24 protein-coding genes and 1 riboswitch are annotated in these 26926 nt (G+C 40.8%); of the genes, 23 read left to right on the top strand and 1 reads right to left on the bottom strand.

What is annotated here, in order from left to right; all coding sequences use genetic code 11:
* Positions 1-14 precede the first annotated feature (14 nt).
* The 23 genes from KQI87_RS14790 to KQI87_RS14680 all read left to right on the top strand — a co-directional run bounded on the left by KQI87_RS14790 (position 15) and on the right by KQI87_RS14680 (position 25908).
* The gene (locus KQI87_RS14790; protein ID WP_118572419.1) at positions 15-959 is read left to right on the top strand and encodes an NmrA family NAD(P)-binding protein; all 945 of its coding nucleotides are present in this window, start codon (positions 15-17) and stop codon (positions 957-959) included.
* Positions 960-1473: 514 nt separating this feature from the next.
* Complete coding sequence (gene truA, locus KQI87_RS14785) at positions 1474-2214, top strand: tRNA pseudouridine(38-40) synthase TruA (RefSeq protein WP_216460793.1); 741 nt, start codon at positions 1474-1476, stop codon at positions 2212-2214.
* Between the two features lie 347 nt (positions 2215-2561).
* On the top strand, positions 2562-2990 hold the full coding sequence (rplM, locus tag KQI87_RS14780) for a 50S ribosomal protein L13 (RefSeq protein WP_117677246.1): 429 nt from the start codon (positions 2562-2564) through the stop codon (positions 2988-2990).
* A gap of 17 nt (positions 2991-3007) precedes the next feature.
* Positions 3008-3400, top strand: coding sequence for a 30S ribosomal protein S9 (rpsI, locus tag KQI87_RS14775; RefSeq protein WP_117677245.1), 393 nt, complete (start codon positions 3008-3010; stop codon positions 3398-3400).
* Between the two features lie 1338 nt (positions 3401-4738).
* Positions 4739-5125 (top strand): MurR/RpiR family transcriptional regulator, encoded by a 387-nt coding sequence (locus KQI87_RS14770; protein WP_216460792.1) that lies wholly within the window; start codon positions 4739-4741, stop codon positions 5123-5125.
* Between the two features lie 111 nt (positions 5126-5236).
* Entirely contained in the window at positions 5237-5659 is a 423-nt protein-coding gene (locus tag KQI87_RS17620) for a transposase (protein ID WP_442860626.1), read from the top strand.
* 149 nt (positions 5660-5808) lie between these two features.
* Positions 5809-6213, top strand: coding sequence for a hypothetical protein (locus tag KQI87_RS14760; RefSeq protein ID WP_216460790.1), 405 nt, complete (start codon positions 5809-5811; stop codon positions 6211-6213).
* Between the two features lie 332 nt (positions 6214-6545).
* Positions 6546-7931, top strand: coding sequence for a sodium-dependent transporter (locus KQI87_RS14755; RefSeq protein WP_118339861.1), 1386 nt, complete (start codon positions 6546-6548; stop codon positions 7929-7931).
* A gap of 364 nt (positions 7932-8295) precedes the next feature.
* Positions 8296-9423 (top strand): aldo/keto reductase, encoded by a 1128-nt coding sequence (locus tag KQI87_RS14750; RefSeq protein WP_216460789.1) that lies wholly within the window; start codon positions 8296-8298, stop codon positions 9421-9423.
* Between the two features lie 212 nt (positions 9424-9635).
* The gene (locus tag KQI87_RS14745) at positions 9636-10502 is read left to right on the top strand and encodes a patatin-like phospholipase family protein (protein ID WP_216460788.1); all 867 of its coding nucleotides are present in this window, start codon (positions 9636-9638) and stop codon (positions 10500-10502) included.
* Between the two features lie 137 nt (positions 10503-10639).
* Positions 10640-11011, top strand: a complete 372-nt coding sequence (locus tag KQI87_RS14740) for a GntR family transcriptional regulator (protein ID WP_008705927.1) — start codon at positions 10640-10642, stop codon at positions 11009-11011.
* Positions 11012-11014: 3 nt separating this feature from the next.
* A complete protein-coding gene (locus tag KQI87_RS14735; RefSeq protein WP_216460787.1) occupies positions 11015-11860 on the top strand; it encodes an ABC transporter ATP-binding protein in 846 nt (281 codons plus the stop codon).
* Positions 11857-12507 (top strand): ABC-2 transporter permease, encoded by a 651-nt coding sequence (locus KQI87_RS14730; protein ID WP_216460786.1) that lies wholly within the window; start codon positions 11857-11859, stop codon positions 12505-12507. The genes KQI87_RS14735 and KQI87_RS14730 overlap by 4 nt, the downstream gene beginning before the upstream one ends.
* A gap of 80 nt (positions 12508-12587) precedes the next feature.
* A riboswitch (cobalamin riboswitch) is annotated at positions 12588-12861 on the top strand.
* A gap of 115 nt (positions 12862-12976) precedes the next feature.
* The gene (locus KQI87_RS14725; protein WP_216460785.1) at positions 12977-14083 is read left to right on the top strand and encodes an ABC transporter substrate-binding protein; all 1107 of its coding nucleotides are present in this window, start codon (positions 12977-12979) and stop codon (positions 14081-14083) included.
* Between the two features lie 14 nt (positions 14084-14097).
* A complete protein-coding gene (locus tag KQI87_RS14720; protein WP_243009553.1) occupies positions 14098-15183 on the top strand; it encodes a FecCD family ABC transporter permease in 1086 nt (361 codons plus the stop codon).
* Positions 15183-15938 (top strand): ABC transporter ATP-binding protein, encoded by a 756-nt coding sequence (locus KQI87_RS14715; protein WP_119234327.1) that lies wholly within the window; start codon positions 15183-15185, stop codon positions 15936-15938. The genes KQI87_RS14720 and KQI87_RS14715 overlap by 1 nt, the downstream gene beginning before the upstream one ends.
* Positions 15939-16005: 67 nt before the next feature.
* Positions 16006-16359 carry a CGGC domain-containing protein gene (locus tag KQI87_RS14710; protein ID WP_216460784.1) on the top strand — a complete coding sequence of 118 codons (354 nt, stop codon included), beginning with the start codon at positions 16006-16008 and terminating at the stop codon, positions 16357-16359.
* Positions 16360-16579: 220 nt separating this feature from the next.
* Complete coding sequence (locus KQI87_RS14705) at positions 16580-19285, top strand: translation factor GTPase family protein (RefSeq protein WP_216460783.1); 2706 nt, start codon at positions 16580-16582, stop codon at positions 19283-19285.
* A gap of 15 nt (positions 19286-19300) precedes the next feature.
* Complete coding sequence (gene greA / locus KQI87_RS14700) at positions 19301-19801, top strand: transcription elongation factor GreA (RefSeq protein WP_117677284.1); 501 nt, start codon at positions 19301-19303, stop codon at positions 19799-19801.
* 342 nt (positions 19802-20143) lie between these two features.
* The gene (locus KQI87_RS14695; RefSeq protein WP_216460782.1) at positions 20144-21913 is read left to right on the top strand and encodes a Na/Pi cotransporter family protein; all 1770 of its coding nucleotides are present in this window, start codon (positions 20144-20146) and stop codon (positions 21911-21913) included.
* 370 nt (positions 21914-22283) lie between these two features.
* Entirely contained in the window at positions 22284-22952 is a 669-nt protein-coding gene (locus tag KQI87_RS14690; RefSeq protein WP_055153383.1) for a response regulator transcription factor, read from the top strand.
* A gap of 33 nt (positions 22953-22985) precedes the next feature.
* Positions 22986-24338, top strand: coding sequence for a sensor histidine kinase (locus KQI87_RS14685; RefSeq protein WP_216460781.1), 1353 nt, complete (start codon positions 22986-22988; stop codon positions 24336-24338).
* 301 nt (positions 24339-24639) lie between these two features.
* On the top strand, positions 24640-25908 hold the full coding sequence (locus KQI87_RS14680) for an ABC transporter substrate-binding protein (RefSeq protein WP_062807319.1): 1269 nt from the start codon (positions 24640-24642) through the stop codon (positions 25906-25908).
* Positions 25909-25948: 40 nt separating this feature from the next.
* Here the strand turns inward: KQI87_RS14680 and KQI87_RS14675 are convergent, their stop codons facing one another.
* Positions 25949-26848, bottom strand: coding sequence for a helix-turn-helix domain-containing protein (locus KQI87_RS14675; protein ID WP_020993456.1), 900 nt, complete (start codon positions 26846-26848; stop codon positions 25949-25951).
* Between the last annotated feature and the right edge of the window lie 78 nt (positions 26849-26926).

The raw sequence follows: 26926 nt of genomic DNA, 5'->3' as shown, positions 1-26926 counted from the left end.
AGGAAGTACTGATTATGAAAAAAATATTGCTTAATGGTGTTGATGGAAATTTCGGAGGAAAATCTGCCGGAATACTTCTGGAAAAATATCCTCATGAGGATTTGATTTTTACTGCACCAAGAGAAAAAGCACTTAAAAAGTACAAAGAAATGGGAATTGAAACAAGGGTGGCTGATTTTAATAATGCAGAAACTCTTGTGGAAACATTTAAAGGAGCAGATACTGTTGTATTGATTTCCATGCCTTTTGTAGGACCTAAAAGAAGAGCTGCACATAAAACTGCAATTGATGCAGCAGTACGTGCCGGTGTCAAAAAGCTGGTGTATACTTCTATTGTAGGTGCTGGTGAAAAAGATATTAATACATATGAGGTAAATGATCATGTCTGGACAGAAAATTATATCAAAGAACAACCGATACATTATCTGATTCTTCGTGATTCGCAGTATGCCGAGGCAATGGTTTCTTCTTTTGTAGAAGCATATGAGCGAACTAATGGAGTTCTGGCAAATAATATGGGTGAAGGAAAGATGGCGTTTATATCTCGTGACGATTGCGCAACAGCTGCAGCATATGCGGCAATGTCTGAAGATATTGATAAAGTTTTGAATATTAATGGAGCAGAGCTGTTAACAATTGCTGATTTTCTCGAAATTGCCTCAGAAGTAACAGGGAAGAAAGTGGTATATAAATATATTACGGATGATGAGATGTATGCATATTTTGATTCAATCGGAGTGCCCAGAACAACAGAAGAAATGTGGGCTGATACGGCAAAGAATTTTCCGTTTTGTTCTGATGGAATGGTTACTTTCGGGAAAGCAATCCGTCAAAATCAGATGAGTGTTTATACGAATGATTTTGAAAAACTGACAGGCAGAAAACCATTGTTTGTTAGACAGATTTTTGAAGATTTTTCGAATCATCTTATCGGTAACAGGACTTCAACAGATAATTAATGGAAAGTATAAGAAGCCTTTATTATTGTGCATGAAATAGACAGGAATATCTTTTTTTAATAAAGAATTTTCACCACTTTACAACTTTTTCTGTTTCGACAGCAGATACCTTATTTCTGCTGATATTATCCATACTGACCTTAGAATCCGTACATTCCATCCGGTTTCTGTATCAGCATTTTTATCCGGAATAACGGAGAAATCACTGAATGTATTTTATTATGCATGTTCCTATGCAAAGGGATTGAAATGCTGGTCAATCTGATTAATATCAGTTACTGTGCCATGAAGATTCTGCCCTATCAGAACGAACATTTTTCTGAGTACCATCAGGTTTTTACCGTGTGAAATAGCTTTACCCTAAAATAGATTTATGATATTATTTAACAAATACATTAAAATGAAATGTTAAACTGAACTGCGAGGCAGTTATTGGTTATGAATCAGTAAACAACGAAGCACATGATTTTTTGCTTGGGTAAATATTATAGATTTATTTTATGGAGGAAAACAGATGAAAAGAATTGGCCTTGTAGTTGCATATGACGGCACAAACTACTGCGGCTGGCAGACACAGCCAAACGGAATTACCGTGCAGGGGGTATTAAATGATACACTGTCTGAGCTTCTGGGAGAGAAAATAGAAACTATCGGTGCAAGCCGTACAGATGCAGGTGTTCATGCCATGGGAAATGTGGCAGTATTTGACACTGACACACGCATCCCGGGAGAAAAGATTTCTTATGCACTGAACCAGCGGCTTCCGGAAGATATCCGTATTCAGCTCTCCGAAGAAGTAGAACCGGATTTCCATCCCCGCTACTGCGACAGCGAAAAAACATATGAATACCGCATCCTGAACCGCAAATTCCCGGTTCCGACAGAGCGCTTATACACCTATTTCTATCACTATAAACTGGATGTAGATAAGATGAAAGCTGCAACCTCATACCTGATTGGACAGCATGATTTTGCTTCTTTTTGCGGTGCAAAAGCGCAGGTAAAAACAACCATTCGTACAGTAACAGGAATTGATGTATGGCGTGACGGAGACATCGTAACTATCCGCGTAACAGGAACAGGATTCCTTTACAACATGGTTCGTATTATCGCAGGAACGTTGATAGAAGTAGGAAACGGTCAATATCCACCGGAGAGAGTAAAGGCAATCCTGGAAGCCTGCAACCGCGAAACGGCAGGCCCGACAGCTCCGGCACAGGGATTAACATTGATGGGAATTGAATTTTTTGACTGATCTATAAAATGTAAAAATTATTGCATGCTACATTTTTTCAGACTGAATGACTGAAATGTAGCATGCAATTTTTTTACAACAATGAGTATGGAAAACAAAAAACGGGGGAGTAACGAAAAAAGTTGAAAAAACGACACAAAACCTATTGACAGAACAGGTCCCTTATAATATAATAACCCAATGTGACGTAGTGCGAAATGCTTAAGCCAAATAGCCCAGGCGAAAGTATTTATCAGCGGTTTCGGACATTTCCGCGTTTCTTAGCACCGGCGTTTCCAATAACTTATTTTCGCGGGAAATTCCGCGGTTAATTAAACTATCGTTGATAAATAACAGGAGGTAAAACCATGCAGACTTATATGGCTAATCCAGATAAAATCGAAAGAAAATGGTATGTAGTTGACGCTGATGGATGTACTCTTGGCCGTCTGGCTTCCGGAGTAGCAAGCGTTTTAAGAGGAAAGAATAAACCACAGTTTACACCACACGTAGACACAGGTGATTATGTAATCATCGTAAACGCTGACAAGATCAAAGTTACAGGTAAGAAATTAGAGCAGAAAATCTACTACAATCACTCCGATTATGTAGGTGGAATGAGAGAAACCACATTAAAAGAAATGTTAGCAAAGAAACCTGAGAGAGTTATCGAGCTCGCAGTTAAAGGTATGCTTCCAAAAGGACCTTTAGGAAGAAGCATGTACAAGAAACTTTTCGTATATGCAGGACCGGAACACAAACATGAAGCTCAGAAACCAGAAGCTTTAACATTTTAATTAGGAGGTAGAAAACATTGGCTAGCGCAAAATTCTACGGAACAGGAAGAAGAAAAAAATCAATCGCAAGAGTTTATCTTGTACCTGGAACCGGTAAGATCACAATCAATAAAAGAGATATCGATGAATATTTTGGATTAGATACACTGAAAGTTATCGTTCGTCAGCCTTTAACTGCAACAGAAACAGAAGGCAAATTTGACGTATTAGTTAACGTTCATGGTGGTGGATACACAGGACAGGCTGGTGCCATCAGACATGGTGTTGCAAGAGCACTTCTTCAGGCAGACAACGACTACAGACCAGTTCTGAAAGCTGCTGGATTCTTAACACGTGATCCACGTATGAAAGAACGTAAGAAATACGGTCTCAAAGCAGCTCGTAGAGCACCACAGTTCTCCAAACGATAATTCCAATCGAATACAGAAATTTATTAAAACCTCGGAAAACCTTGATTTTCCGGGGTTTTTCTTATATCTGAAATTCCTAAAATTTTCTAAAAAAGTGGTTAATTTTGATGCGTAGCACACAAATTTGCTTGATATATTTGGAAAAGCCTGATAAAATGCGGACAATCTCATATTAGAGTTTTCTGTAGGGCTACCGGGAAAGATTTAAGGGCTAAAAATCAGACTGGAACAGAGGACGATAATAAAAGGGTATCAGTAATATTGACACCCCTCTTGTAATGTAATTTTAAAGAAAGGAATTTATATGACAGAAGAATACAAGAGATACATGCGTAGTCGAGAGTGGGACGCAAAGAGGGACAGCTTGATAAGATGACACCAGAGCTTCAGGAGGATATTGAAAAGTTTCTTTCAGATCGCAGCATAAAACAAATAGATTTAATGAATAAATATCATATAAGTAGAAATACGATTAAAAAATATATTGGGTATATTGCAAATGAAAATTGCATATGATATAATGCCAATAGGCGAAAAGAAATGATGAGTCCATGTGGACGAAAAAGATAGAAGCCCTCAGTACTGCGAATACTGGGGGCTTCGTCTTGCTTTTTATAGCGGACAAGAAACCGCTAGGCTAGTGTTGCCCTACTTGTCACCGTCTAACCATTTGCAAACATAATAGGCGGCTATGCTTGCCATGCAGGAGACAATAAAAGAAATGATGATTTCCATGTAGACTCACCTCCTCCCGTTGCCGGGTATCGGGTGGACAACAAGGACATTATATCATAGAACAATGAGTACGAAAAGCCCGTACTTAAAATATATACCGGGGTAGGGGGTATAGTATAAACATGTGGGGTGGTCTGGTAATGTGCGGAATCACCCAAAAGAAAACAAAAAGGCTTTTACAGAACAGGGTATCATGTTTTTTCGTAACACACATGTAGCACACAAAATACTCAAAAAGCCTTATTTTACGGGATGTGTAGTTCTCCAAACGTTAATTTTAGTTACCAAAGAGATAATTATCTCGCAAGAGAAATACAATTCAAAGAGATCACAAACCTCAGAACTTCGGTTCTGGGGTTTTTCTTAACTAAATCTGAAAAAATCTATTATTCAAAATTTAATGTAAATTAAAATAACAACAAGAAATCAAGTAAAAATCCAAACAAAATTTCAGAACTTCAAAATCAATCACGTAGCTGGATGGATGCTTCTTGAGCTGATAAAATGCAGGAAAATTATCAGCTAATAGTGGTTTCTCTTAGTATTTTTGTGTTATTATGAAAACAAAAGTGTCACAAGAGAAAACCGTGAGGGAGAAGATATATGGGCACACTATATACAAGACTATCATCAATAACTGGTGAGATGTCACCAGAATCAATAGAACATCATATTGCTCGAGTTATGCTGGAACATATTCATCAATTGAATAACATTTCCATAGGTGCTATGGCTGATTTATGTTCTGTTTCTAAATCTACAATCTCTAAATTCGTTAAGCAATTAGGATTTGAGGATTACAAAGAATTTAAAGCAGAAGCATACAGTAGAGGGAAAAGAGAAGTTTACATAAAAGATCTAAATACGATAAATATTACAGATTATATATTGAAAAAAGGAACGGAAGAATATCTGGATGTGCTGTTTTCAGATATTCGCTATTTATTTTTCAATACTGACTCTAAAAAACAGAACACTTGGTCACGTTAATTCATGATTATGAAGAAGTAGCTGCATTTGGAGAAGGATATTCAGAGACTGCTGCATTGAATTTTCAACATAAAATGTCTTTTTACCAGAAGTTCATTTACACAACTACAAATGACAGAAAGCAAGTGGCGTATATTAGCCGTGCAAAAGAAAATACACTACTGCTTATTTTTTCAAATTCCGGAAGGTATATTAGTGAGTATGCGGTGGGGAATTGAAACTTCATTCAGAGATTTAAAATATACTGTGGGACTGCTTCATTTTCATTCCAAAAAGGTGGAATATATTCTCCAGGAAATCTTTGCTGGACTAATAATGCACAACTTTTCTGAACTGATTACCTCGCATGTAGTCATAGAAAAAGGAAACAGAAAATATGAATATAAAGTAAATTTTTCTGTCTCGGTACGTATATGCCGTGAATTCCTATTTAAAGAAATATTTCCACCTAATATTGAATTACTTATTGCAAGATACATAACGCCTATCCGTCCAGGGCGTTCAAGACTTCGTAATATGAAAGGCAAGCAATAAGCTTCATGTATAGAGTAGCATAAAATTTAAAAAAGTGAACTCTTTTTTAGCGCCACATGTACAAAAATTTATCTGCAATACGAAAAGAAAAGAGAAGTTAATATCCCAAAATGATACTAACTTCTCTTTTCTTTATGGACTTTAGTCTGTTGAGTCCATTGGAGTTTTTCGTTGATCCGAAAAATGTAGATGGACGAAACAATAAACCACCCGCTATGTTAGAGCAGTGTTATGAAGAGGGACATGTAAATGTACATAATATTGTGAATGAAGAACGGGCGATTATGACTGCTGACCTCATACAAGAATGTTTTGAAAAACGAAATACTGGGATTCGAGAAGCGGCATGTCAACACAGAATTGATCGTTTGGCAGAGGAGATGAATTTCTTATATAAAACGTTGGAAAAGCATAAAAAAGATCCAGAAATGCAACGTTGTAAGAGAACCCTAAAGGCAACATTGAGTAGAAGCAGCATATTTTCAGCATTTAAAAGAAACTATGTAAGAAAACATATTAAGGATTATCCAGATTTAGAAGAATTTTTAGTATGATTTGAGGTGTGGTGAGGAGTAACGAGAAGCCCTGCATTTGTAACGTGTTTGCAACATCACATTCCAAGAACCCAGTAAAATCAAGCGTTCCCAGTTACCAAAACGATAATTTTAATCGAGTACAGAAAACTATTAAAACCTCGGAAAGCCTTGATTTTCCGGGGTTTTGTTGTAGCTAAACGGGTAACCAAATATGTTATAATTAAGTCTGTAATTATTATTAATCTTTGACATTCCCGCATCTTTTTGATACTATAGAATCAGTAAAAAACTAGCAGACCTCCCATGGGAGAAATCCTATGGGAGGTTTTTGTAACGAGGTGAGGTGTATAATGAAAAAAGAAAACAATTCTGCACATAACCATAACAGAGGAAGCTTTTCCGGAAGGATTGGTTATGTGCTGGCAGTTGCAGGTTCTGCAGTAGGACTGGGAAATATCTGGAGATTTCCGTATCTTGCAGCGAAATATGGAGGCGGAATTTTCCTGCTGATCTATATTCTTCTGACTGCATCATTTGGTTATGTGCTGATCATGTCAGAAACAGCTCTTGGACGAATGACCAGAAAGAGTCCGGTAGGTGCATTTGAGCATTTTGGAAAAACGAAATCATTCAAAATCGGCGGATGGTTAAATGCAGTGATTCCAATGCTGATTGTTCCTTATTACAGTACGATTGGCGGATGGGTAATTAAGTATCTTGTGGAATATTTCAAAGGAAATGTCCAGGCAGTAGCGGAAGACGGATATTTTGGAAACTTTATTTCCGATTCCTGGCAGGTGGAACTCTGGTTTCTGGTATTTGCGGCGCTTGTATTCATCATCATTCTCGGTGGTGTACAGAACGGTGTAGAGAGAATGTCAAAGATCATGATGCCGGTTCTAGTAGTTCTGGCAGTCGTAGTTACAATCTATTCTGTCACACGTCCGGGCGCTGTTGAAGGTGTGAAATATTTCCTGATCCCGAATGTGAAAAATTTCTCCTGGATGACAGTAGTAGCAGCGATGGGACAGATGTTTTATTCTTTGTCCATTGCAATGGGAATCCTGTATACTTACGGTTCCTATGTCCGTAAAGATATGGATATTGAGAGATCTACCACACAGGTTGAGATTTTCGATACAGGTATCGCAATCCTTGCAGGACTGATGATCATTCCGGCGGTATTTGCATTCTCCGGTGGAAATCCTGAAACACTTCAGGCAGGACCATCTCTGATGTTTATCACATTGCCAAAAGTATTTGCAAGTATGGGATTTGGTACTGCAACAGGAATCGTATTCTTCATACTTGTATTACTTGCAGCTCTGACAAGTGCAGTTTCCCTGATGGAAACCAGTGTTTCCACATTCATGGACGAACTTCACTGGAGCCGTAAGAAATGCTGCGGTCTGATGGTTGTGATCATGATTGTACTTGGAACCGCATCTTCCATGGGATATGGACTTCTGGATTTCATTCGTATCTTTGGAATGAACTTCCTTGATTTCTTCGATTTTATGACAAACTCAGTAATGATGCCGTTGGCAGCACTTGCAACCTGTATTCTGATTCTTCGTGTTGTTGGTATTGATGGAATGGAAAAAGAAATTGAACAGTCTTCTCCATTCCGCAGAAAGAAACTGTACAGGGTATTTATCAAATACTTTGCAACGATTTGTCTGATTATTATTTTGCTGAGTTCTATTGCAAACGTTTTGGGAATTATCAGTATGTAAGAAAACTTATAACTTCTTCTAAGTGGATTGAGTAAATAATCTGAAATCTGCTTAGGAGAAGTTTTTCTTATATTTGAGGTATTATTTTTATGATGTAGAATATTGTCCAAAATGGGAGATACGGGAGAATAATGCATTGGAGTGTGGTCATAGATCATTGAAAAAATAAAATCAGGAAATTATGATAATGTAGGGGAATGCCAGTATGCGATTCCATCACATTGGGATATGGGAAAGGTATATAAGAGATTTTTTGCAGACATGCAATGGAAATTGATAAAATTTTCCGCTATAATAGAATAGTTAACCGGAATATGAGTGGAAATCGTATTCTGGTAATTTCAGAAAGTAAGGAGGTCTTCACATGGCTTATTTAGGAGAAAGCATCAAGAAACTTGGATTTGGCCTGATGCGTCTGCCGAAATTGGAAGGCGACGTGATCGATATTGAGCAGACCAAAAAGATGGTAGACCTGTTTATGGATGCAGGATTTACTTATTTTGATACAGCCTGGGCCTATGCAGGCAGCGAGGATGCCATCCGCCAGGCACTGGTAGAGCGTTATCCAAGAGAGAAATTCCAGCTTGCTACAAAGAACGCAGCATGGATCAACTGCAAGACAAGAGAAGAAGCAACTGCACAGTTTGACACTTCTCTGAAACAGACAGGAGCAGGATATTTCGACTTTTATCTGTTACATAATCTCGGAGAAGCACGTACCAGATACTTCGACGATTTCGGTCTCTGGGACTGGGTTCAGGAGAAAAAAGCACAGGGTCTGATCAAACATGCAGGTTTCTCTTTCCATTCCACACCGGAAGAACTGGATGCAATCCTGAACGCACATCCGGAAATGGAATTTGTACAGCTTCAGATCAACTACGCTGACTGGGAAAATCCGGCAATCCAGGCCAGAGGATGTTATGAAGTGGCACGTAAACATGGCAAACCGATTGTAATTATGGAGCCTGTGAAAGGCGGTATGCTTGCAACTCCTCCGAAGAGTGTGGAAGAAATCCTGAAAGCAGCAGAACCGGAATCTTCCGCAGCATCCTGGGCGATCCGTTTTGCTGCAAATCTGGAAGGCGTGATCACTGTTCTGTCCGGTATGAGCAATGTCGAGCAGATGCAGGACAATCTTTCTTATATGAAGGATTTCAACGGACTGACAGAGAAAGAACAGGAAACTCTGAAAAAGGCACAGGAAGAATTAAAGAAAATTCCGCTGATCCCATGTACAACCTGTAATTACTGTGCGAAAGTCTGTCCGATGGAAATCGGAGTTTCCGGTTCTTTTACAGCAATGAATTATCTGACCTTATACGGAAGCAAAGATCAGGCACTTCATCAGGAAGAATGGCTGGTAGGCAAACATGGCAGGAAATCTGCCAATGAATGTGTGAAATGTGGTAAGTGCGAAGAAGTATGTCCGCAGCATATTAAGATCAGAGATGAGCTGGAGAAAGTTGCAGCAAAACTTCTTGGAAAATAACATATAATTGTGAGTTGTATTAAGCCTTCTAGATGAATTTCAGGGGGCTTTTAAAGATTACAGGTTTGACATTTTCATTCAAGGTGTTAAAATATGTTCTAAATAATTTGTTTTTCAAATGAAATGAGTAAAAATACAATTGACTGTCTTAAATGCATTATTTACGAGGATTGCTATAGGACATTAAGAAAAAGACGAAAGTGAGAAAAACTATGGAGGACAATAAAAGGAAAGGCCTTGGAATGGTTCTGGAAGGTGGAGGTATGCGGGGGCTGTATACAGCCGGAGTTCTGGATGAGCTGATGGAGCAGGGGATTTATGCAGATTCTACAGTTGGCGTTTCCGCCGGTGCAATTTTTGGATGTAATTATAAGTCCCGCCAGATTGGACGAACCCTTCGTTATAATACCAGATTCTGCAAGGATAAACGATATATGGGATTGAAAAGCTGGATCACTACCGGCGATCTTTACAGCAAAGATTTTGCATATGGGGAGGTGCCCTGGAAGCTGGATGTTTTTGACACAGAGACATTTGCCAGATCACCCATGAAGTTTACGGTTGTATGTACAGATATTGAAACAGGAAAACCCTGCTATCAGGAATGCAGAATGGGAGACAGGTTGGATGTGGAATGGATGCGTGCATCAGCTTCCCTGCCACTGGCCGCCAGGCCGGTAAAGCTGAATGGAAGAATGTATCTGGACGGTGGTATCTCAGATCCGATTCCTGTAAACTGGATGCTTTCACAGGGGTATGAGAAAAATGTGGTAGTCTGTACCCGTCATCCGGGATACAGAAAAGCACATAATAAGCTGATGCCGCTGCTCAGACTGAAGTTCAGGGAGTATCCGGAGCTTGTAAAGCTTCTGGATGAACGTCATATTCAGTATAACCGTATACTGGATAAAATCGCATATCTGGAAAAAGAGGGCAGGATCCATGTTATCCGCCCGGACAGAGACATCAGTGCAAAACCGGTTGAGCGTGATCCGGCCCATTTAAAGGAGATTTATGAGGTGGGACGGAGAGTAATGAAAGCTGATATGGAGAAACTGAAGGCATATTTGGCAGAATAATATAAAAGGGATATTTTCAGAAACGTTATGTGACTGAAGATATCCTTTTTTCTTTAAACAGATGAAATATAACAGTATAAAACAGTTGACAACAGTTATATGCTGTTATATACTGTTTGTAGATGGAGGAGAAACATATGCATATTATAATCAATAATTCATCCATGGTACCTATTTATGAACAGATCATAGACCAGATTAAGTCTGCGATTATCAGAGGAGAGTTACAGCCGGACACTGTATTACCTTCAGTACGCAGTCTGTCAAAGGAGTTGAAGATCAGTGCCCTGACTGTGAAGAAAGCCTACGACAATCTGGAAGAAGAGGGATTTACCGTCACTGTTCATGGAAAAGGAACCTACGTTGCAGCCACAAATAAAAACCTGATGAGGGAAGAACAGCTCAAAGAAGTAGAACATGATCTGGAGCAGGCAATCATGAAGGGCAGAAGATGTGGACTGAACGATGAGGAAATCAGAAATCTTTTTGAAATGATCATGGAGGACTAAGACATGTTGAAAATCAGTCATTTTCAGAAACATTATAGAGGTTTTTCGCTGGACTGTTCTATGGAAGTACAGCCTGGGATGATTACAGGACTTATTGGAAGAAATGGTTCCGGGAAATCCACCACATTTAAAGCTTTGCTTGGCCTGGTTCATCCGGATGGCGGAGAGATAAAGGTCTTTGGGAAAAAAGCAGAAGAGCTTAAGCCGGAGGATAAGCAGAAACTGGGAGTTGTTTTTGCAGATTCAGGCTTCAGTATGTATCTGACAGCAGAGGGCGTGGCAAATATTATGAAAAGCATATATCCAGATTTTGACAGAGAGAAATTTCTGCAGCAGTGCAGGAGATTCAATCTGTCCACAGACAAGAAAATTAAAGAGTTTTCCACTGGTATGAAAGCAAAGTTTAAAGTACTGGCAGCATTAAGCCATAAGGCAGAACTGCTGATTCTGGATGAACCTACAGTTGGTCTGGATGTGATTGCCAGGGATGAGGTGCTGAACATGCTGAGAGAATATATGGAAGAAAATGAAAGCAGTTCGATTCTGATCAGTTCGCATATTTCATCAGATCTGGAGAGTCTTTGTGATGATTTTTATATGATCCATGCCGGAAAAATTATCCTTCATGAGGATACAGATGTACTGCTGTCAGATTATGCAGTTCTTAAGGTTTCAGAAGAAGAGTACGAAAAACTGGATCAGCAATACCTTATTAAGATCCGGAAAGAAGCTTATGGATACAGGTGTCTGACAAACCAGAAACAATTTTATATGGAAAATTACCCGGATGTTGTAATTGAGAATGGAAAGATTGATGATCTGGTAGTGATGATGGAGGAACAGGTATGAAGGGATTATTTGTAAAGGATATAGAACTGATGAAACAGCAGAAACAGTTTTTTATCTTGGTTATTGTAATGGGAGTCATCCTGAATCTGGCAGGAAGCGGAAGTAGCAGTTTTGCTGCAGGATATTTTACGTTTGTCACAGCAATTTTTGCCATTACGACTATAAGTTATGATGAGTTTGATAATGGTCTTGCATTTCTTATGACCTTGCCGGTTACCAGAAAACAATATGTGGCAGAGAAATATCTGCTGGGAGCAGGGCTTACGGCTGCAGCGTGGGGAATTACAACGATAACGGGAGTGATCTGCAAAGGCGTGGCAGAGCTTCAGGGGGACCTGAGTGAGACTATCATCGACAGCCTGATATACATTCCACTGGCACTTCTTATGTTGACGGCATCACTCCCGCTTGTAATACATTTTGGAGCGGAAAAAGGACGTTATATTGCAATGGTCATGTGGGCTATTATAATTGCCGTAGTTTATAGTCTGATAAAAACAATTGGACTTTCAGCAGACGCAGTCGATGCATGGCTGAATGGACTGAACCGGGGAATGGTATTGGCCGGAGCTGTATTGTTTACAGTAATTGTATATATGGGATCTTATGGGGGTAGTGTACGGCTTATGGAGAAGAAAGAATTTTGATGTGTCTCGAATATAGTTGTAATTATAAATGCAGTGTGCTAAAATTATATCAGCGTAATTGAATAGCTGTTAAGTGAACATTATCATATGCAGATTCTGTGTATGATAATGTGAGAGGGAATCAGGTGAAATGCCTGAACGGTTGCGGCCACTGTATACAGAAAAAAGCGGGATTGTAATATGTCATTGCATAAATATGTGAGAAGGCGGAATCCGGCTGCCAGAGAGTATCTGGAAATATTTCTGATACAACATTCATGAACTGCTGAAGCATGGATGTTGTATCAGTTTTTATTTTGTGGAAACTTTTTGTGATCTGTGAGTCAGGAAACCTGCCTGACAGTGTAAAGAAGGAGCTTCCGTAAAAAGTATCCGTTATTTTTATCACTTCTATTTTACTTTTTCTGAAGTCCCATCTTTTCGGTTACACGAACAAGTAAACGACATATACGAAAAGAGAGGAAGTCAAATGAAAAACAGGTATTTATCTACAAAAATTATGGCAATTATGATGGCAGCAGCTATGGTAGTTTCCGCAGCTCCGGCAGCTTTTGCAGCAGAGAGAGCAGACTCTGAGACGATCAAAGAGGACAACCAGCCGGCAGCAGATGCAGATGCAGACGCACAGGATTCAGCAGATGCAGATAAAACAGCAGACGCAGAAGGTACAAAGACAGAATATCCTCTGACCATCACAACCTATGATTATGATGGAAATGAAATTGAAACAACCTATGAAAAGGCACCGGAGAAAGTTCTTGCTGTATATCAGGGAAGCATTGAAACTATGCTGAAACTTGGACTGGAAGACCGCCTTGTAGCTACAGCGGGTCTTGATAATGAAGTTCCGGATGATCTCAAAGAAGCATTCTCTAAAACAAATTATCTTGATGAATTTACCCCATCCCTTGAGACTGTAACGATGTTGGAGCCAGACATGATCTTATCCTGGAGTTCCCTGTTCTCTGATAAAAACCTCGGAAATGTAACAGACTGGATCGACAAAGGCTGCAACACCTATTACAACACAAACACACGCCCTGACGGAGACAGAACTCTGGAAAATGAATTTACAGATATTTTAAACCTTGGAAAGATTTTTGATGTACAGGACAAAGCACAGGCAATCGTAGATGATGCAAAGGCAGTGATCGATAAAACTCTTACAGCAACAGCAGATGTAGAAGAGAAACCAAGCGTAATGGTTTTGGAACCTCTTGGAGAAGATATCACAAACTATGGTGCAAAGAGCCTTGGTGGAGATATGGTAACACAGTTAGGTGCGACTCTGGCAAACCTGGATGCTTCTACAGTTGGAAAAGAAGATATTATTGCAGCAAATCCTGACGTAATTTTCGTAGTATATATGCCATATGCAGGAGATGATCCAGAAACAGTTAAGAATGACCAGCTTGCAGTTATTCAGGATGACGAAGCACTTCAGAGTCTTGACGCTGTAAAGAACGGTCGTGTTTATCCGATCATGCTCAGCGAGATGTATGCAAGTGCAACACGTACACAGGATGGAATCGAAACATTTGCAAAAGGATTATATCCAGACGTTAATCTTGACTGATTGAGGAAAATACAGTGAAAGAACAGGTTTCACAGACAAAAAAAGGCAATGTGTTCAGAGCATCCATGTATGTGGCAGTCCTCATCGGGCTTGCCGGATTTCTTATTTTTTCCATACTTGCGGCGATTACTTTTGGTAATGCTGATCTGTCGCTGAAGGATGTGTACAGTGTCATTGTTTATAAATTATTTCATATAAAAAGTCTGTCTGCCTATGCAGAAGGTGCAATTCACGATGTTGTATGGCTGATCCGACTGCCCAGAGTCCTGCTGGCTCTGGCAGTTGGAATGGCTCTTTCTGTATGCGGCGTAGTAATGCAGGCGATCGTGCAGAACCCGCTGGCAGATCCTTATGTACTGGGTATTTCATCCGGTGCATCTCTTGGCGCAACGCTGGCAATCATGCTTGGAATTGGAAGCTTTCTTGGCGGAAATTCTGTTGGAGTTACTGCTTTTATTGGCGCAATGATTACCTCCTTTGCAGTTATTGCTATTGCAAATATGGGAGGAAAGGCAACATCAGCTAAGCTGATCCTTGCCGGAATGGCGGTCAGTGCGGTGTGCTCTGCTTTTTCAAATTTTGTTATTTACATTACGAATGACAAAAATGCAGCTACGGAAGTTATGAAATGGAGCATGGGAAGTCTTGCAGGGGCAAGCTGGGCCAGAGTAGGTGTGATGCTTCCGGTTACTCTGATATGTGTGGTCATCTTCTGGACGCAGTATCGAAACCTGAATCTGATGCTTTTGGGAGATGAAGTTTCTATCACACTTGGAACAGATTTACACAGATTGAGAACATTTTACCTGATCGTTGCTTCTGTAATGATTGGATTTGCAGTATATTGTGCTGGCGTGATTGGATTTGTAGGACTTGTGATTCCTCATGTAGTCAGGATTCTGTTTGGAACTGACCACAGAAGATTACTTCCACTGAGCGCACTTCTTGGCGCGTCTTTTCTGATCTGGTGTGATGTGGCATGTCGTGTGATCCTGAAGAATTCTGAGATGCCGATTGGTGTGCTGGTATCAATTATCGGTGCTCCATGCTTTATTTATCTGCTTGTGCGGAAATCCTATGGATTTGGAGGTAGCAAGTAATGAAGATTACTACAAAAGATATTCAGGTTGGATTTCACGCCAGACAGATACTGAAGGGAATTTCCATAGAGTCAAAGGATAAGGAACTGGTAGGAATCATCGGACCAAACGGAAGCGGAAAATCTACATTATTAAAATGCATCTACCGTATCCTGAAACCAGATGCAGGTGCCGTTTATCTGGACGGCGAAGAACTCCATTCCATGAGCGTAAAAAGCTCCGCCAGAAAAATGGCAGTTGTGGCACAGCACAATTACTACAACTTTGATTTTACCGTACGGGAAGTCGTGTTGATGGGACGTGCACCTCATAAGAAAGCATTGGAACGGGATAATGCAAAAGATTACCGGATTGTTGAAGAAGCACTGAAAACGGTACAGATGGATGCATTTGCGGATCGCACATTTTCTACGCTGTCAGGTGGAGAGCAGCAGAGGGTTATTCTGGCAAGAGCACTTGCACAGCAGACACCTGCACTGATCCTTGATGAGCCGACTAACCATCTGGATATCACACATCAGATCATGCTGATGGAACTGGTAAAGAAACTTAACGTAACTGTAATATCAGCTATCCATGATCTGAATATTGCGGCGGCATACTGCGATAAGATTTATGTATTGAAAGATGGTGTGCTGGAAGGATATGGAACTCCACAGGAAGTACTCACTCCGGAGCTGATCAAAAGGATTTACCAGGTAGATTCGGAAGTGGTAAATGACAGCCGCGGGAAGATGCATATTTTATTTTTATAATATGAGAATTGACAGGCCAGAGTCAGGAAAATTTTTGACTCTGGCCTGCTATATATGGAGGAAAAAGATGAATAAAATAGGAATTTTGACGTGTATTCATTCTAATAATGTATGCGCCAGAGTCGGATGCCTGACAGCATTTCAGAACAGAACTGATTTCTTTCAGGATTATCCGGAAGATACCTGTCTGGCAGCAATGATGACCTGCAATGGATGCAAAGACGCCAACCCGACAGACCCCATAGAAGACAAAGGAATCCTGGAAAAGATAGACAGACTGGTCAGTGAAAAAATCAGTACCATCCACGTTGGTGTCTGTCGTCTCCCGGATGGAAAGCATGAATGTCCAAGGATGACACAGATCTGTAATATGATAGAAGAACGTGGAATCAAAGTAGTCAGAGGGACACATAAGGAATAAAAAAGTTTCTATACAATTTATAAAATAAAAAAATATAAAATGCCTTGAATATGGAGCTTAAAATTAATTGTGATATGAAATAAATGAACGTATAATAGCAGAACTCTATTGGATTTCTCTATATCAGTATGTTAAAATAATTAACTGATAAAGCTGACAGATAGAACGTTAAAAAATATATACTGATTATTCATAAGAAAAAAGGAGTTCTAAATATACTATGGAGAAACTTGTTGTAGGTATCCTTGCCCACGTAGATGCAGGTAAGACTACGTTGTCGGAGGGAATTTTATATTTAACGGGAAAAATCCGTAAGCTGGGGCGTGTGGATCATAAGGATGCGTATCTGGACACTTATAACCTGGAGCGGGAGCGCGGAATCACGATTTTTTCCAAACAGGCAGAGTTTGAACTGGGGAACAGGGGGATAACTCTTTTGGATACGCCGGGACATGTGGATTTCTCGGCAGAGATGGAGAGGACACTGCAGGTTCTGGATTATGCAATTCTTGTGATCAATGGTGCAGATGGTGTGCAGGGGCATACCATGACCTTATGGAGACTTCTGGCAAGATACCAGATCCCTACATTTCTGTTTATCAATAAAATGGATCAGGACGGAACTGATAAAGAGAAACTTCTGGCAGAATTAAAGAAGCGATTAAGTGATAATTGCGTTGATTTCACCTGGGAAAAATCAGATCTGCAGTCTCAGTTTCTGGAAGATGTTTCTGTCTGTGATGAGGAACTGCTTGAAAAATACCTGGAAACGGAAGAGATTTCAACAGAAGATATCCAAAAAGTGATCAGGGAGCGAAAACTTTTCCCATGTTTCTTTGGTTCTGCTCTGAAAATGACAGGGGTAGAAGAATTCCTTCATGGGTTGGAAAAATACTGTGAGACACCAGAATATCCTTCAGAGTTTGGTGCAAAAGTATTCAAGATTGCCAGAGACGATCAGGGCAATCGTTTAAGCTATATGAAAATCACCGGAGGAACATTGAAGGTAAAGGAACTTCTTACAGATACAGAGAAAGCGGATCAGATCCGTATCTATTCCGGTGCGAAATTTGAGCTTGCAAAGGAGGCACCTGCAGGAACTATCTGTGCAGTGACAGGTCTTTCCCAGACACATCCAGGACAGGGATTTGGAATAGAGCAGGAATCCGAGATGCCGGTTCTGGAACCTGTTCTTAACTACAGAATTCTGCTTCCTGAGGACTGTGATGTACACCAGATGCTAAAGAAACTCAAAGAGCTGGAAGAGGAGGAACCGGAACTTCATATTGTATGGAACGAGCAGCTTGGAGAAATCCATGCGATGCTGATGGGAGAGGTACAGATTGAGATATTAAAGCATCTGATCTGGGAGCGTTTCCATGTAGCAGTAGAATTTGGAACAGGAAATATCGTGTACAAAGAAACTATTGCGGAACCGGTAGAAGGTGTGGGACATTTTGAACCATTGCGCCATTATGCTGAGGTACATCTGCTCATGGAACCGGGAGAACCGGGAAGCGGTCTCCAGTTTTTTACTGCATGCAGTGAGGATGTGCTGGACCGTAACTGGCAGCGACTGATCCTGACTCATCTGGAAGAACGGGAGCACCCGGGAGTACTGACCGGTTCTCCAATCACAGATATGCAGATCACACTGATCACAGGGCGTGCCCATCTGAAACACACAGAGGGAGGCGATTTCCGGCAGGCGACGTACAGGGCTGTGCGTCAGGGATTAAAGAAAGCAAAAAGTGTACTGCTTGAGCCATATTATGAGTTCAGACTTGAGATTCCGGGAGATATGATCGGGCGTGCTATGACTGACATTCAGAAAATGAATGGAATCTTCCAGCAGCCGGAAGCAGATGAGGATGATATGATGGTTTTGAAAGGCAGTGCACCTGTATCAATGATGCGAGATTATCAAACCCAGGTAACCTCCTATACAAAGGGACGTGGCAGATTATTCTGTTCATTGAAGGGCTATGCACCATGTCAGAATCAGGATGAGATTGTAGCGGAGATTGGATATGATTCCGAACGTGACCTGGACAATCCCACAGGTTCTGTATTCTGTGCTCATGGAGCAGGATTTGTGGTGCCATGGTATGAAGTAGAGGATTATATGCACCTGGAAGGGGTTGACGAGTCTGAGCTGGGAAGTACCATATCGGATAGTGAAGAAAGTATAGCAGGAAACAGGAATAGTAACAATCAGACAGATTCGGGTTATCGTCCACCCAGGAATGCCGGCGTAGGAAGCTATGAGGATGAAGAAGAGCTGAAAGCCATTTTCGAGCGTACATTCGGACCGGTCAAGCGTTACAAAGAACCACAGTTTAAACGAACATTTTCTTCAAAATCTGACAGCGGTAGTTATTATCGTAACAGTTCTTCTGCTAAGAAGAAAGAAAAAGAATATCTTCTTGTAGACGGTTACAATATCATCTATGCCTGGGAAGATTTAAAAGAGTTGGCAGATGCAAATCTCCATGCAGCTCAGACAAAACTGATGGATATTCTGAGCAACTATCAGGGCTTTAAGAAATGTACGTTAATTCTTGTATTTGATGCTTATAAGATAGAAGGCCATGCAGAGGAAGTGATCACTTATCATAACATCCATGTAGTCTACACCAAAGAAGCTGAGACAGCGGATCAGTACATTGAGAAAACGGTCCATAAGATTGGCCGGGAAAATCAGGTAACTGTAGCAACATCCGATGGACTGGAGCAGATCATTATCATGGGACAGGGTGCTCACCGTATGTCTGCCAGAGGTCTTCGTGACGAAATAAAAGCTACAGAAAACCAGATCCGCCAGCAATGGCATGAGAAACGTCAGAGCAGTAAGAATTATCTGATTGACAATATTTCTGATGAGATGGCACAATATATGAAAGAGAAACGACTTGAAAAACAGTAAAAGGGAGATGCAGTCATGAGAGAAAAGCTTACACAGAAGGATGTTGAGAAAATTCAGCAGGAGATCGACCACCGCAAGCTGGTTGTACGAAAAGAGGCAATAGAAGCTGTAAAGGAAGCCAGAGCCCAGGGGGACCTGAGTGAGAACTTTGAGTATTATGCGGCTAAGAAGCATAAGAATCAGAATGAAAGCCGTATCCGCTACCTTGAGAATATGCTGAAAACAGCGACCATTGTTTCTGATGATTCCAAAGACGATGAAGTTGGAATGGACGATATTGTAGAGGTATATTTCGAGGAAGACGATGAGATTGAGAAATATAAGCTGGTAACTTCCATAAGAGGAAACTCCATGGAAAACCGCATCAGCATTGAATCTCCCATTGGTATGGCATTAAAAGGTCATAAGGTTGGAGACAGAGTGGAAGTAAAGGTAAATGATAACTACAGTTACTTCCTGGAAATCCGTTCTATTGATAAGACCGGTTCCGAAGATGAAGAAATCCGAGGATTCTGATAATAATACTGTCGAAATACAGAATCCAGATTGATAAAAGAACTATTGTAAGAGATGAACACCGGTTAGTGTCATATCTCTTGCAATGGTTCTTTTTATTTTTATATTAACAATGCGGATGGATTTATGGGAACTTTGCATAGAATGAATAGGATGACTGGAAATTTTACATGGATTTAACATTCTCATGGGGATGATTTTACAAAGTATGGTTATGATGAGAAACAAGTCAGGGATATGTATCACAAAAAACATATATATACCTGCATATGTCTGAGACTGCCAGCAGATGGCAGAAAGTAAATAACCGTATACTTATGAAAAGGGAAAAGGAGAATAATCATGGATTTATTCAGTATATTAACATTGATCGGAGGCCTTGCATTATTTTTGTATGGTATGAATGCAATGGGAGATGGTCTTGCGAAGGTTTCCGGCGGAAAGCTGGAGAAGATTCTTGAAAATCTTACTTCAAATCCGATAAAAGCAGTACTTTTGGGAGCGGGAGTAACAGCAGTGATCCAGTCATCTTCAGCTACGACTGTTATGGTAGTAGGTTTTGTAAATTCAGGGATCATGAAATTATCACAGGCAGTAGGAGTGATCATGGGTGCCAATATCGGTACCACGATCACTTCCTGGATCTTAAGCCTGACAGGAATACAGAGTGACAATTTTATCATTCAGATGTTTAAACCAACATCATTTTCCCCTGTGCTTGCGATCATTGGTGTGATTTTCATTCTGTTTATCAATGATTCAAAGAAGAAAGATATCGGAACAATTTTTATTGGTTTTGCAATCCTGATGTACGGTATGGATATGATGAGTTCTGCTGTAAAACCCCTTGCAGAAGTACCGGAATTTACAAATCTGTTACTTAAATTCTCAAATCCGTTGTTAGGTGTTGTAGCAGGTGCCCTTCTTACTGCAGTGATCCAGTCCTCTTCTGCATCCGTAGGTATTCTGCAGGCCCTGTGTCTTACAGGTGCAGTACCGTTCAGTGCAGCAATCCCGATCATTATGGGACAGAACATCGGAACCTGTATTACTGCGATCCTTTCTGCAATCGGAGCCAAGAAGAATGCAAAACGTGCAGCAGCAGTACATCTGTATTTCAACCTGATCGGTACAGTTATCTTTATGACTGTTTTCTATCTTATAAATGCAGTTGTTGGATTTTCTTTCTTCCATCAGGCAGCAACACCGGCAGGAATTGCTGTTATCCACAGTGTATTTAATGTTACTGCAACGATCATTCTTCTTCCTTTTGCAAAGGGACTGGAGAAACTTGCCTGTCTTACGATTCGGGATAAAAAAGAGGACGTTGCTGTTTCGGCAGAGGACAGAGAATTTATGATTCTGGAACCACGTTTCCTGGAGAAACCGGCATTTGCAGTAGAGCAGAGCCGCAATGCAGCCAGAAAAATGGCAGAAGAATCCCACAATGCACTGTTTACAGCGCTGAGTCTGGTGGACAAATACAGTGAAGAAGGCGTAGAACGTGTGGAAAACATGGAATCCAAGGTTGATCGCTATGAAGATGAACTGGGAACTTATCTGGTGAAGCTGAGCCACAAAGATATTTCAGAAGCAGACAGTCACAGCCTTTCCATTATGCTTCACTGTATCGGGGATTTTGAACGTATTTCTGACCATGCTGTAAATATTATGGAATCAGCACAGGAGCTTTATGAAAAAGGACTGAAGTTTTCCGAAAATGCAAAGAAAGATCTGGAAGTGCTGGGACAGGCAGTAGAAGATATCGTAAATACGGCATATGAAGTTTTTGACAAACAGGATATGAAACTTGCGGAGAAAATTGAACCGCTGGAAGAAGTGATTGATGAACTTTCCAAAGAAGTGAAACGTCGTCATGTACAGAGACTGAGAAACGGTGAATGTACAATAGAGATGGGATTTATCCTTTCAGACATTACAACCTGTCTGGAACGTGTGGCAGACCATTGTTCCAATATTGGAGTCTGTGTGACGCAGGTGAATGAAGATCTGTATGATACTCACAGTCATCTGAATATTGTCAAGAGCCATCCGGACGAAACATTTTATCATGAACTGGAAGACGCACGAATCAAATATCAGCTTTCATAAAAATAAACAGATGGATGATGGTTACTGTACACATGCCATTATCCCGCGAGGTGTTTTGGCATGAATATGCCAAAATCCCGAGACATACAAGCCAAAATTCCATTGCCGTAGGCAATTTGGAATGAATTTTGGCAACGTTACTGAGAACGAAATGAACAGTAACGGATGATGTTATTTGCATGATCAGGAAATCCGGGCACTCTGAAGTATCTGAGAGATATTTCAGAGAAAATGGCCGGATTTTTGCTTTAAAGAAATGAAGCAGATGCCGGATATCTACTTGTACAGGGATAAAAAAATAAGTATACTGAAAAAAGAAATACACTTGTGACGACAAAGCAGGTGATAAATAAAGGGGAGGCAAAGCAGAATGATCTATTGTGTAGAAGATGAGCGGAATATCAGGGAGCTTCTTATTTATACACTGGAAACAACAGGATTTAAAGCCAGGGGGTTTGGTAATGGCAATGAACTGATGAAAGCGCTGAAAGAAGAGATACCGGAGCTGATCCTGCTGGATATCATGCTTCCGGGAGATGATGGCTATACCATTCTGGAACAGCTGAAAAGTATGCCGTCTGTAAAGGATGTGCCGGTGATTATGGTTACTGCAAAAGAAGCGGAATTTGACAAAGTAAAAGGTTTGGAAGGCGGAGCCGATGATTACATTACCAAGCCTTTCGGTATGATGGAATTTGTTGCCAGAGTAAAAGCAGTTCTCAGACGAAGTACCCGTCAGAATGAAGACAGGGAACTGCATTACGACGAGCTTTATCTGAATGTAGGACGTCATGAGGTGCGTTACCGGGAAGAAAAGATCGATCTTACCCGAAAAGAATTTGAACTTCTTCAGTATCTGTTGGAAAATAAAGGACTTGTTATGACAAGAAATCAGATTCTTTGTCATGTATGGGGATATGATTTTGACGGTGAAACCAGAACTGTGGATGTCCATGTGAGAACCCTGCGCCAGAAACTTGGCGAGGCAGGAAATCTGATCGAAACGATCCGGGGTGTGGGATACAGGATCGGTGCATAACAGATAAAACAGACGAAAAACAGGAGTGGAAAAATGAAGCATAAAATATTCAGTCACACCAGTTTACTTATTATCTTATCCGTAGTACTTACATTCCTGGCAGCAGGAACTGTCATGTATAACAGATATGATATTTATATGAAACAAGGTGTCAGAGACGAAGCTGCATACATTAAAACAGGACTGGAAGAAGATGGAAGGGACTTTCTTACAGATAAGATAGGGGATGCCACCAGCAGCCGCATCACTCTTCTGGGAAAAGATGGTGATGTGTTGTTTGACAGCATTGAGAATCCTTCTGAAATGGAAAACCACAGCAACAGACCAGAGTTTATTGAAGCTGAGAAAAAGGGATTCGGTGAAATGGTCAGATATTCTGATACCCTGTCAAAACAGACTTTCTATTATGCGATAAAATTAAAAGATGATCAGGTTCTTCGTGTGGCCAGGACCACAGACAGTCTTTTGATGACTATGTTATCCAGTTTTCTACTGCTTGGAGGACTGGTATGTGTGATCTTTGTGATCGAGTTTTTTCTGGTACAGAACCAGACACAAAAGCTCATCGAACCGATTAATCAGATTAATCTGGAAAAGCCGCTGGACAATGTCTGTTATGAAGAACTGAGGCCGTTACTGTTTCGGCTGGATCAGCAGAACCGGCAGATCAAGAAACAAATGGAAGATCTGAAGAACGCAGAGAGTGCAAGAAAAGAATTTACCGCAAATGTTTCTCATGAATTAAAAACGCCGTTAATGTCCATTTCCGGATATGCTGAGCTTATGATGAATGGAATGGTACCGCCGGACAAGATACAGGATTTTTCCGGCAGGATTTTTCATGAGTCCGAGCGTTTATCCAATCTGGTTGCAGATATTATTCAGCTTTCCAGACTGGATGAGAAGAACGGAGAAACTATGTTTGAACAGGTTGATATCGGAGAACTTGGGGAAGATGTGATTAACAATCTGCAGAACAGGGCAGCAAAGAAAAAGATTAATCTGGAATATACAGGCGAATCTGCACAGATGCAGGGAGTACGCCATGTACTATATGAAATGTTCTACAATATTACAGATAATGCCATCCGCTATACCCAGGATGGTGGAGACGTAAAGGTTTTTGTGGGAAAACTCAATGGGAAACCGTACTTTCGTGTGGAGGATAACGGAATAGGTATTCCGGAAAGCGAACAACAGAGAATCTTCGAGCGTTTTTACAGAGTGGACAAGAGTCATTCACGTGAAACCGGAGGTACAGGCCTGGGGCTTTCTATTGTAAAACATGGTGCAGTTTTGCATCATGCGAAGATTCTTCTGGACAGTGAGCCGGGTAAGGGAACGAAAATGGAAATCCTGTTTGATCAAACTATAGCAATTCCATAAAATAATGCAATCAAGACAGTTCAGCAGAATGCGAAGGACAAGGAAGATATCTGCAGGCGTGCTGACGCACAGCAAAGATATCTGACGCAGGACTTCACGCTATGATGGACTGGATTGTTTGCAGTAATTTATGGAATTGCTATAAGTAAAACTCTTGTTTCCATTGCTTTCAGGTGAATTTTGGGGATTGACAGACAAGTGATTATTAGAGAAAATAAAGTCAGACAGTTCCTCTATAGAAGCAGGTACAAAAATAAATTCATGTGGACAAGTCTGAGAGACAATGGAGGGTATTTTCAGTATGGAAAAATGGAGAAGCATTGCAGCGGGTATGAGCTGTTTGTCAATGCTGTTCGCAACAGGAGCGGTTACTGTATCAGCATCAGATGAAATCACAGAAATTCCGGAACAGAGTATTGTATACTGGTCCATGTGGGAAGAAGATGAACCACAGGCAGATGTGATCAGAGAAGCAGCAGAAGCTTATGAAGAAGCAACAGGTATTTCTGTAGAGATTCAGTGGAAGGGCAGAGGAATCCGGTCTCTGATAGAACCTGCCCTGGATGCCGGAGAACAGATTGACCTTTTTGATGATGATTATCAGAGGATGGCTCAGGAACACAGGGATTATCTGGCAGAATTAAAAGGAATGGCAGATACTGTGGATTATGAGAAGCATATTATGCCGGTACTGTTGGAACAGGTGAAGAACTGGGGAAATGGAGAATTGCTTGCAATGCCGTATCAGCCTTATATCACAGGCGTCTGGTATAATAAGGATTTATGGGAAGAGGCTGGACTTACAGAACAGGATATCCCGGATACCTGGGAGAAACTGATCAGAGTATGCCGTAAGATTAAAAACAGTGACAGTGGCCTTAGTGCCATGACCTGCGATGAAGAGTATGTGAATCTTCTGTATGGATATCAGCTTGCCAGATACCTTGGACAGGAGAAAGTGCAGCAGCTGATCCGTAACTGTACCTGGTCACAGATTCCACAGGCAAAAGAGGCGGCAGATGATATCAGAATTTTGTTTTTTGCGGGATATATGAGTCAGAGTGCACCGGCACAGCATCCGGAAGGTCAGGATGAAGTGGGAGATGGCGAGGCAGTCATGGTGCTGCAGGGCTCCTGGGTTCCGAATGAAGTGACAGAAGCTACAGAATCTGATGATTCCTGGGGTTTTTTTCCATGGCCTGCAGTAAAGGCCGGAACAGACGGCACAGAAGGTGTTATGGTGGGAGCACAGGGATTTGGAGTCACGAAGGATTCGCAGATGAAACAGGAAGCTTTTGATTTTGCATATTCCATCTGTACCGGGGAAACAGATATGAAAATGACAGATGCGGTTAATTCCATCCCGGCAGATACGGACAATACACAATGGCCGGAAGTGCTGGCAGATGCAGTACCGTATATGAAAGAGATGTCAAAGCCGTACATGTGGGCTGCAGGTCTGGAGGCAGATCCGGATTATAAAGAACAGATACAAAGCGAACTTCTGAAGCTTACAAGATTAGAAGAAACATCGGATGAATTTATAGAGAATCTCAGCAATATGAAATAAGAAAAAGGCTGTTCAACATTATGAAAATATTGGTCTGGTATTACTGGCGCTCTCGTTCTGAGAGCGCCTTTATTGATGTGATATATTCTGTGGGTGTCATTCCGGAAATTTTTTTAAACTGTCTGGAAAAGTAATGGATGGAAGAGTATCCCAGAAATTCCGAAATCTGTGTGAAGTTCATCTGGTTCTCGCGGATCAGCTGTCTGGCATAGGCGATCTTTAACCGGGAAAAGAAATCCATAGCGCCGCACTGATGCTGTTCCTGAAATATTTTCTGAAGCTGGGAGCGTCCGATCATATTGTCATGGCACAGATCGCAGAGCGTAATATTTTCCCGGATGTGGTCCTCCATATAAGCAATGACACGTTTATAGACAGCGGAATTATTTTTCAGATTCACAAATTGGCTGACAGGTACAGTCATGGGAGGAGAAGAATTTCTCCGGATCATGTAGATCAGCATCTGCTCAAGGTAAATACGGATAAGCTGCTGAGAACCAAACAAAAAATCTTCTTTCTTTTCCATCTTTTCTGTATAAGGATCATCCAGAGGGGTTTTGATACAGCGGCGTGCCTCGGCAATCAGCATTCCCATGAGATTTCTCTCAGAATCAGAAAGTTTCAGCAATTTTTTCTCAAAGAATTTCATACATGGAGAATCGCATTCAAAAGAAACTACCACAATATTAGGTGCGGTATTTCCTATGGCAATAAGGTTATGAAATTCATTTGGTCTGTGAAAGATGAGCTGTCCGCTTGTCAGATGGTAGATACCGTTATCTGTCTCTATTTCTGCCTTTCCCTTATCTACACATTGAAATTCCCAGAAATTATGGCGTTCTCCTGCAAAGTGAAAATCGCTTTTGTATTCAAAATAGTGGATTGTATAAATCCGGTCAATATGAATATCTTCTTCCAGATACATACTCTCAAAAGCCATTACTGCCACCTCCCTCAGCCTGTCCGAAAACTGCAATATGGTTGTTGTGTACAAGTATACAACAAAAACAGATGAAAA

Source organism: Blautia sp. MSJ-9, assembly GCF_018919065.1.
In the GTDB taxonomy this organism is placed as follows: domain Bacteria; phylum Bacillota; class Clostridia; order Lachnospirales; family Lachnospiraceae; genus Blautia_A.
The sequence above is the reverse complement of the archived record's forward strand: the minus strand, read 5'-3'. Positions and strand labels throughout refer to the sequence as shown.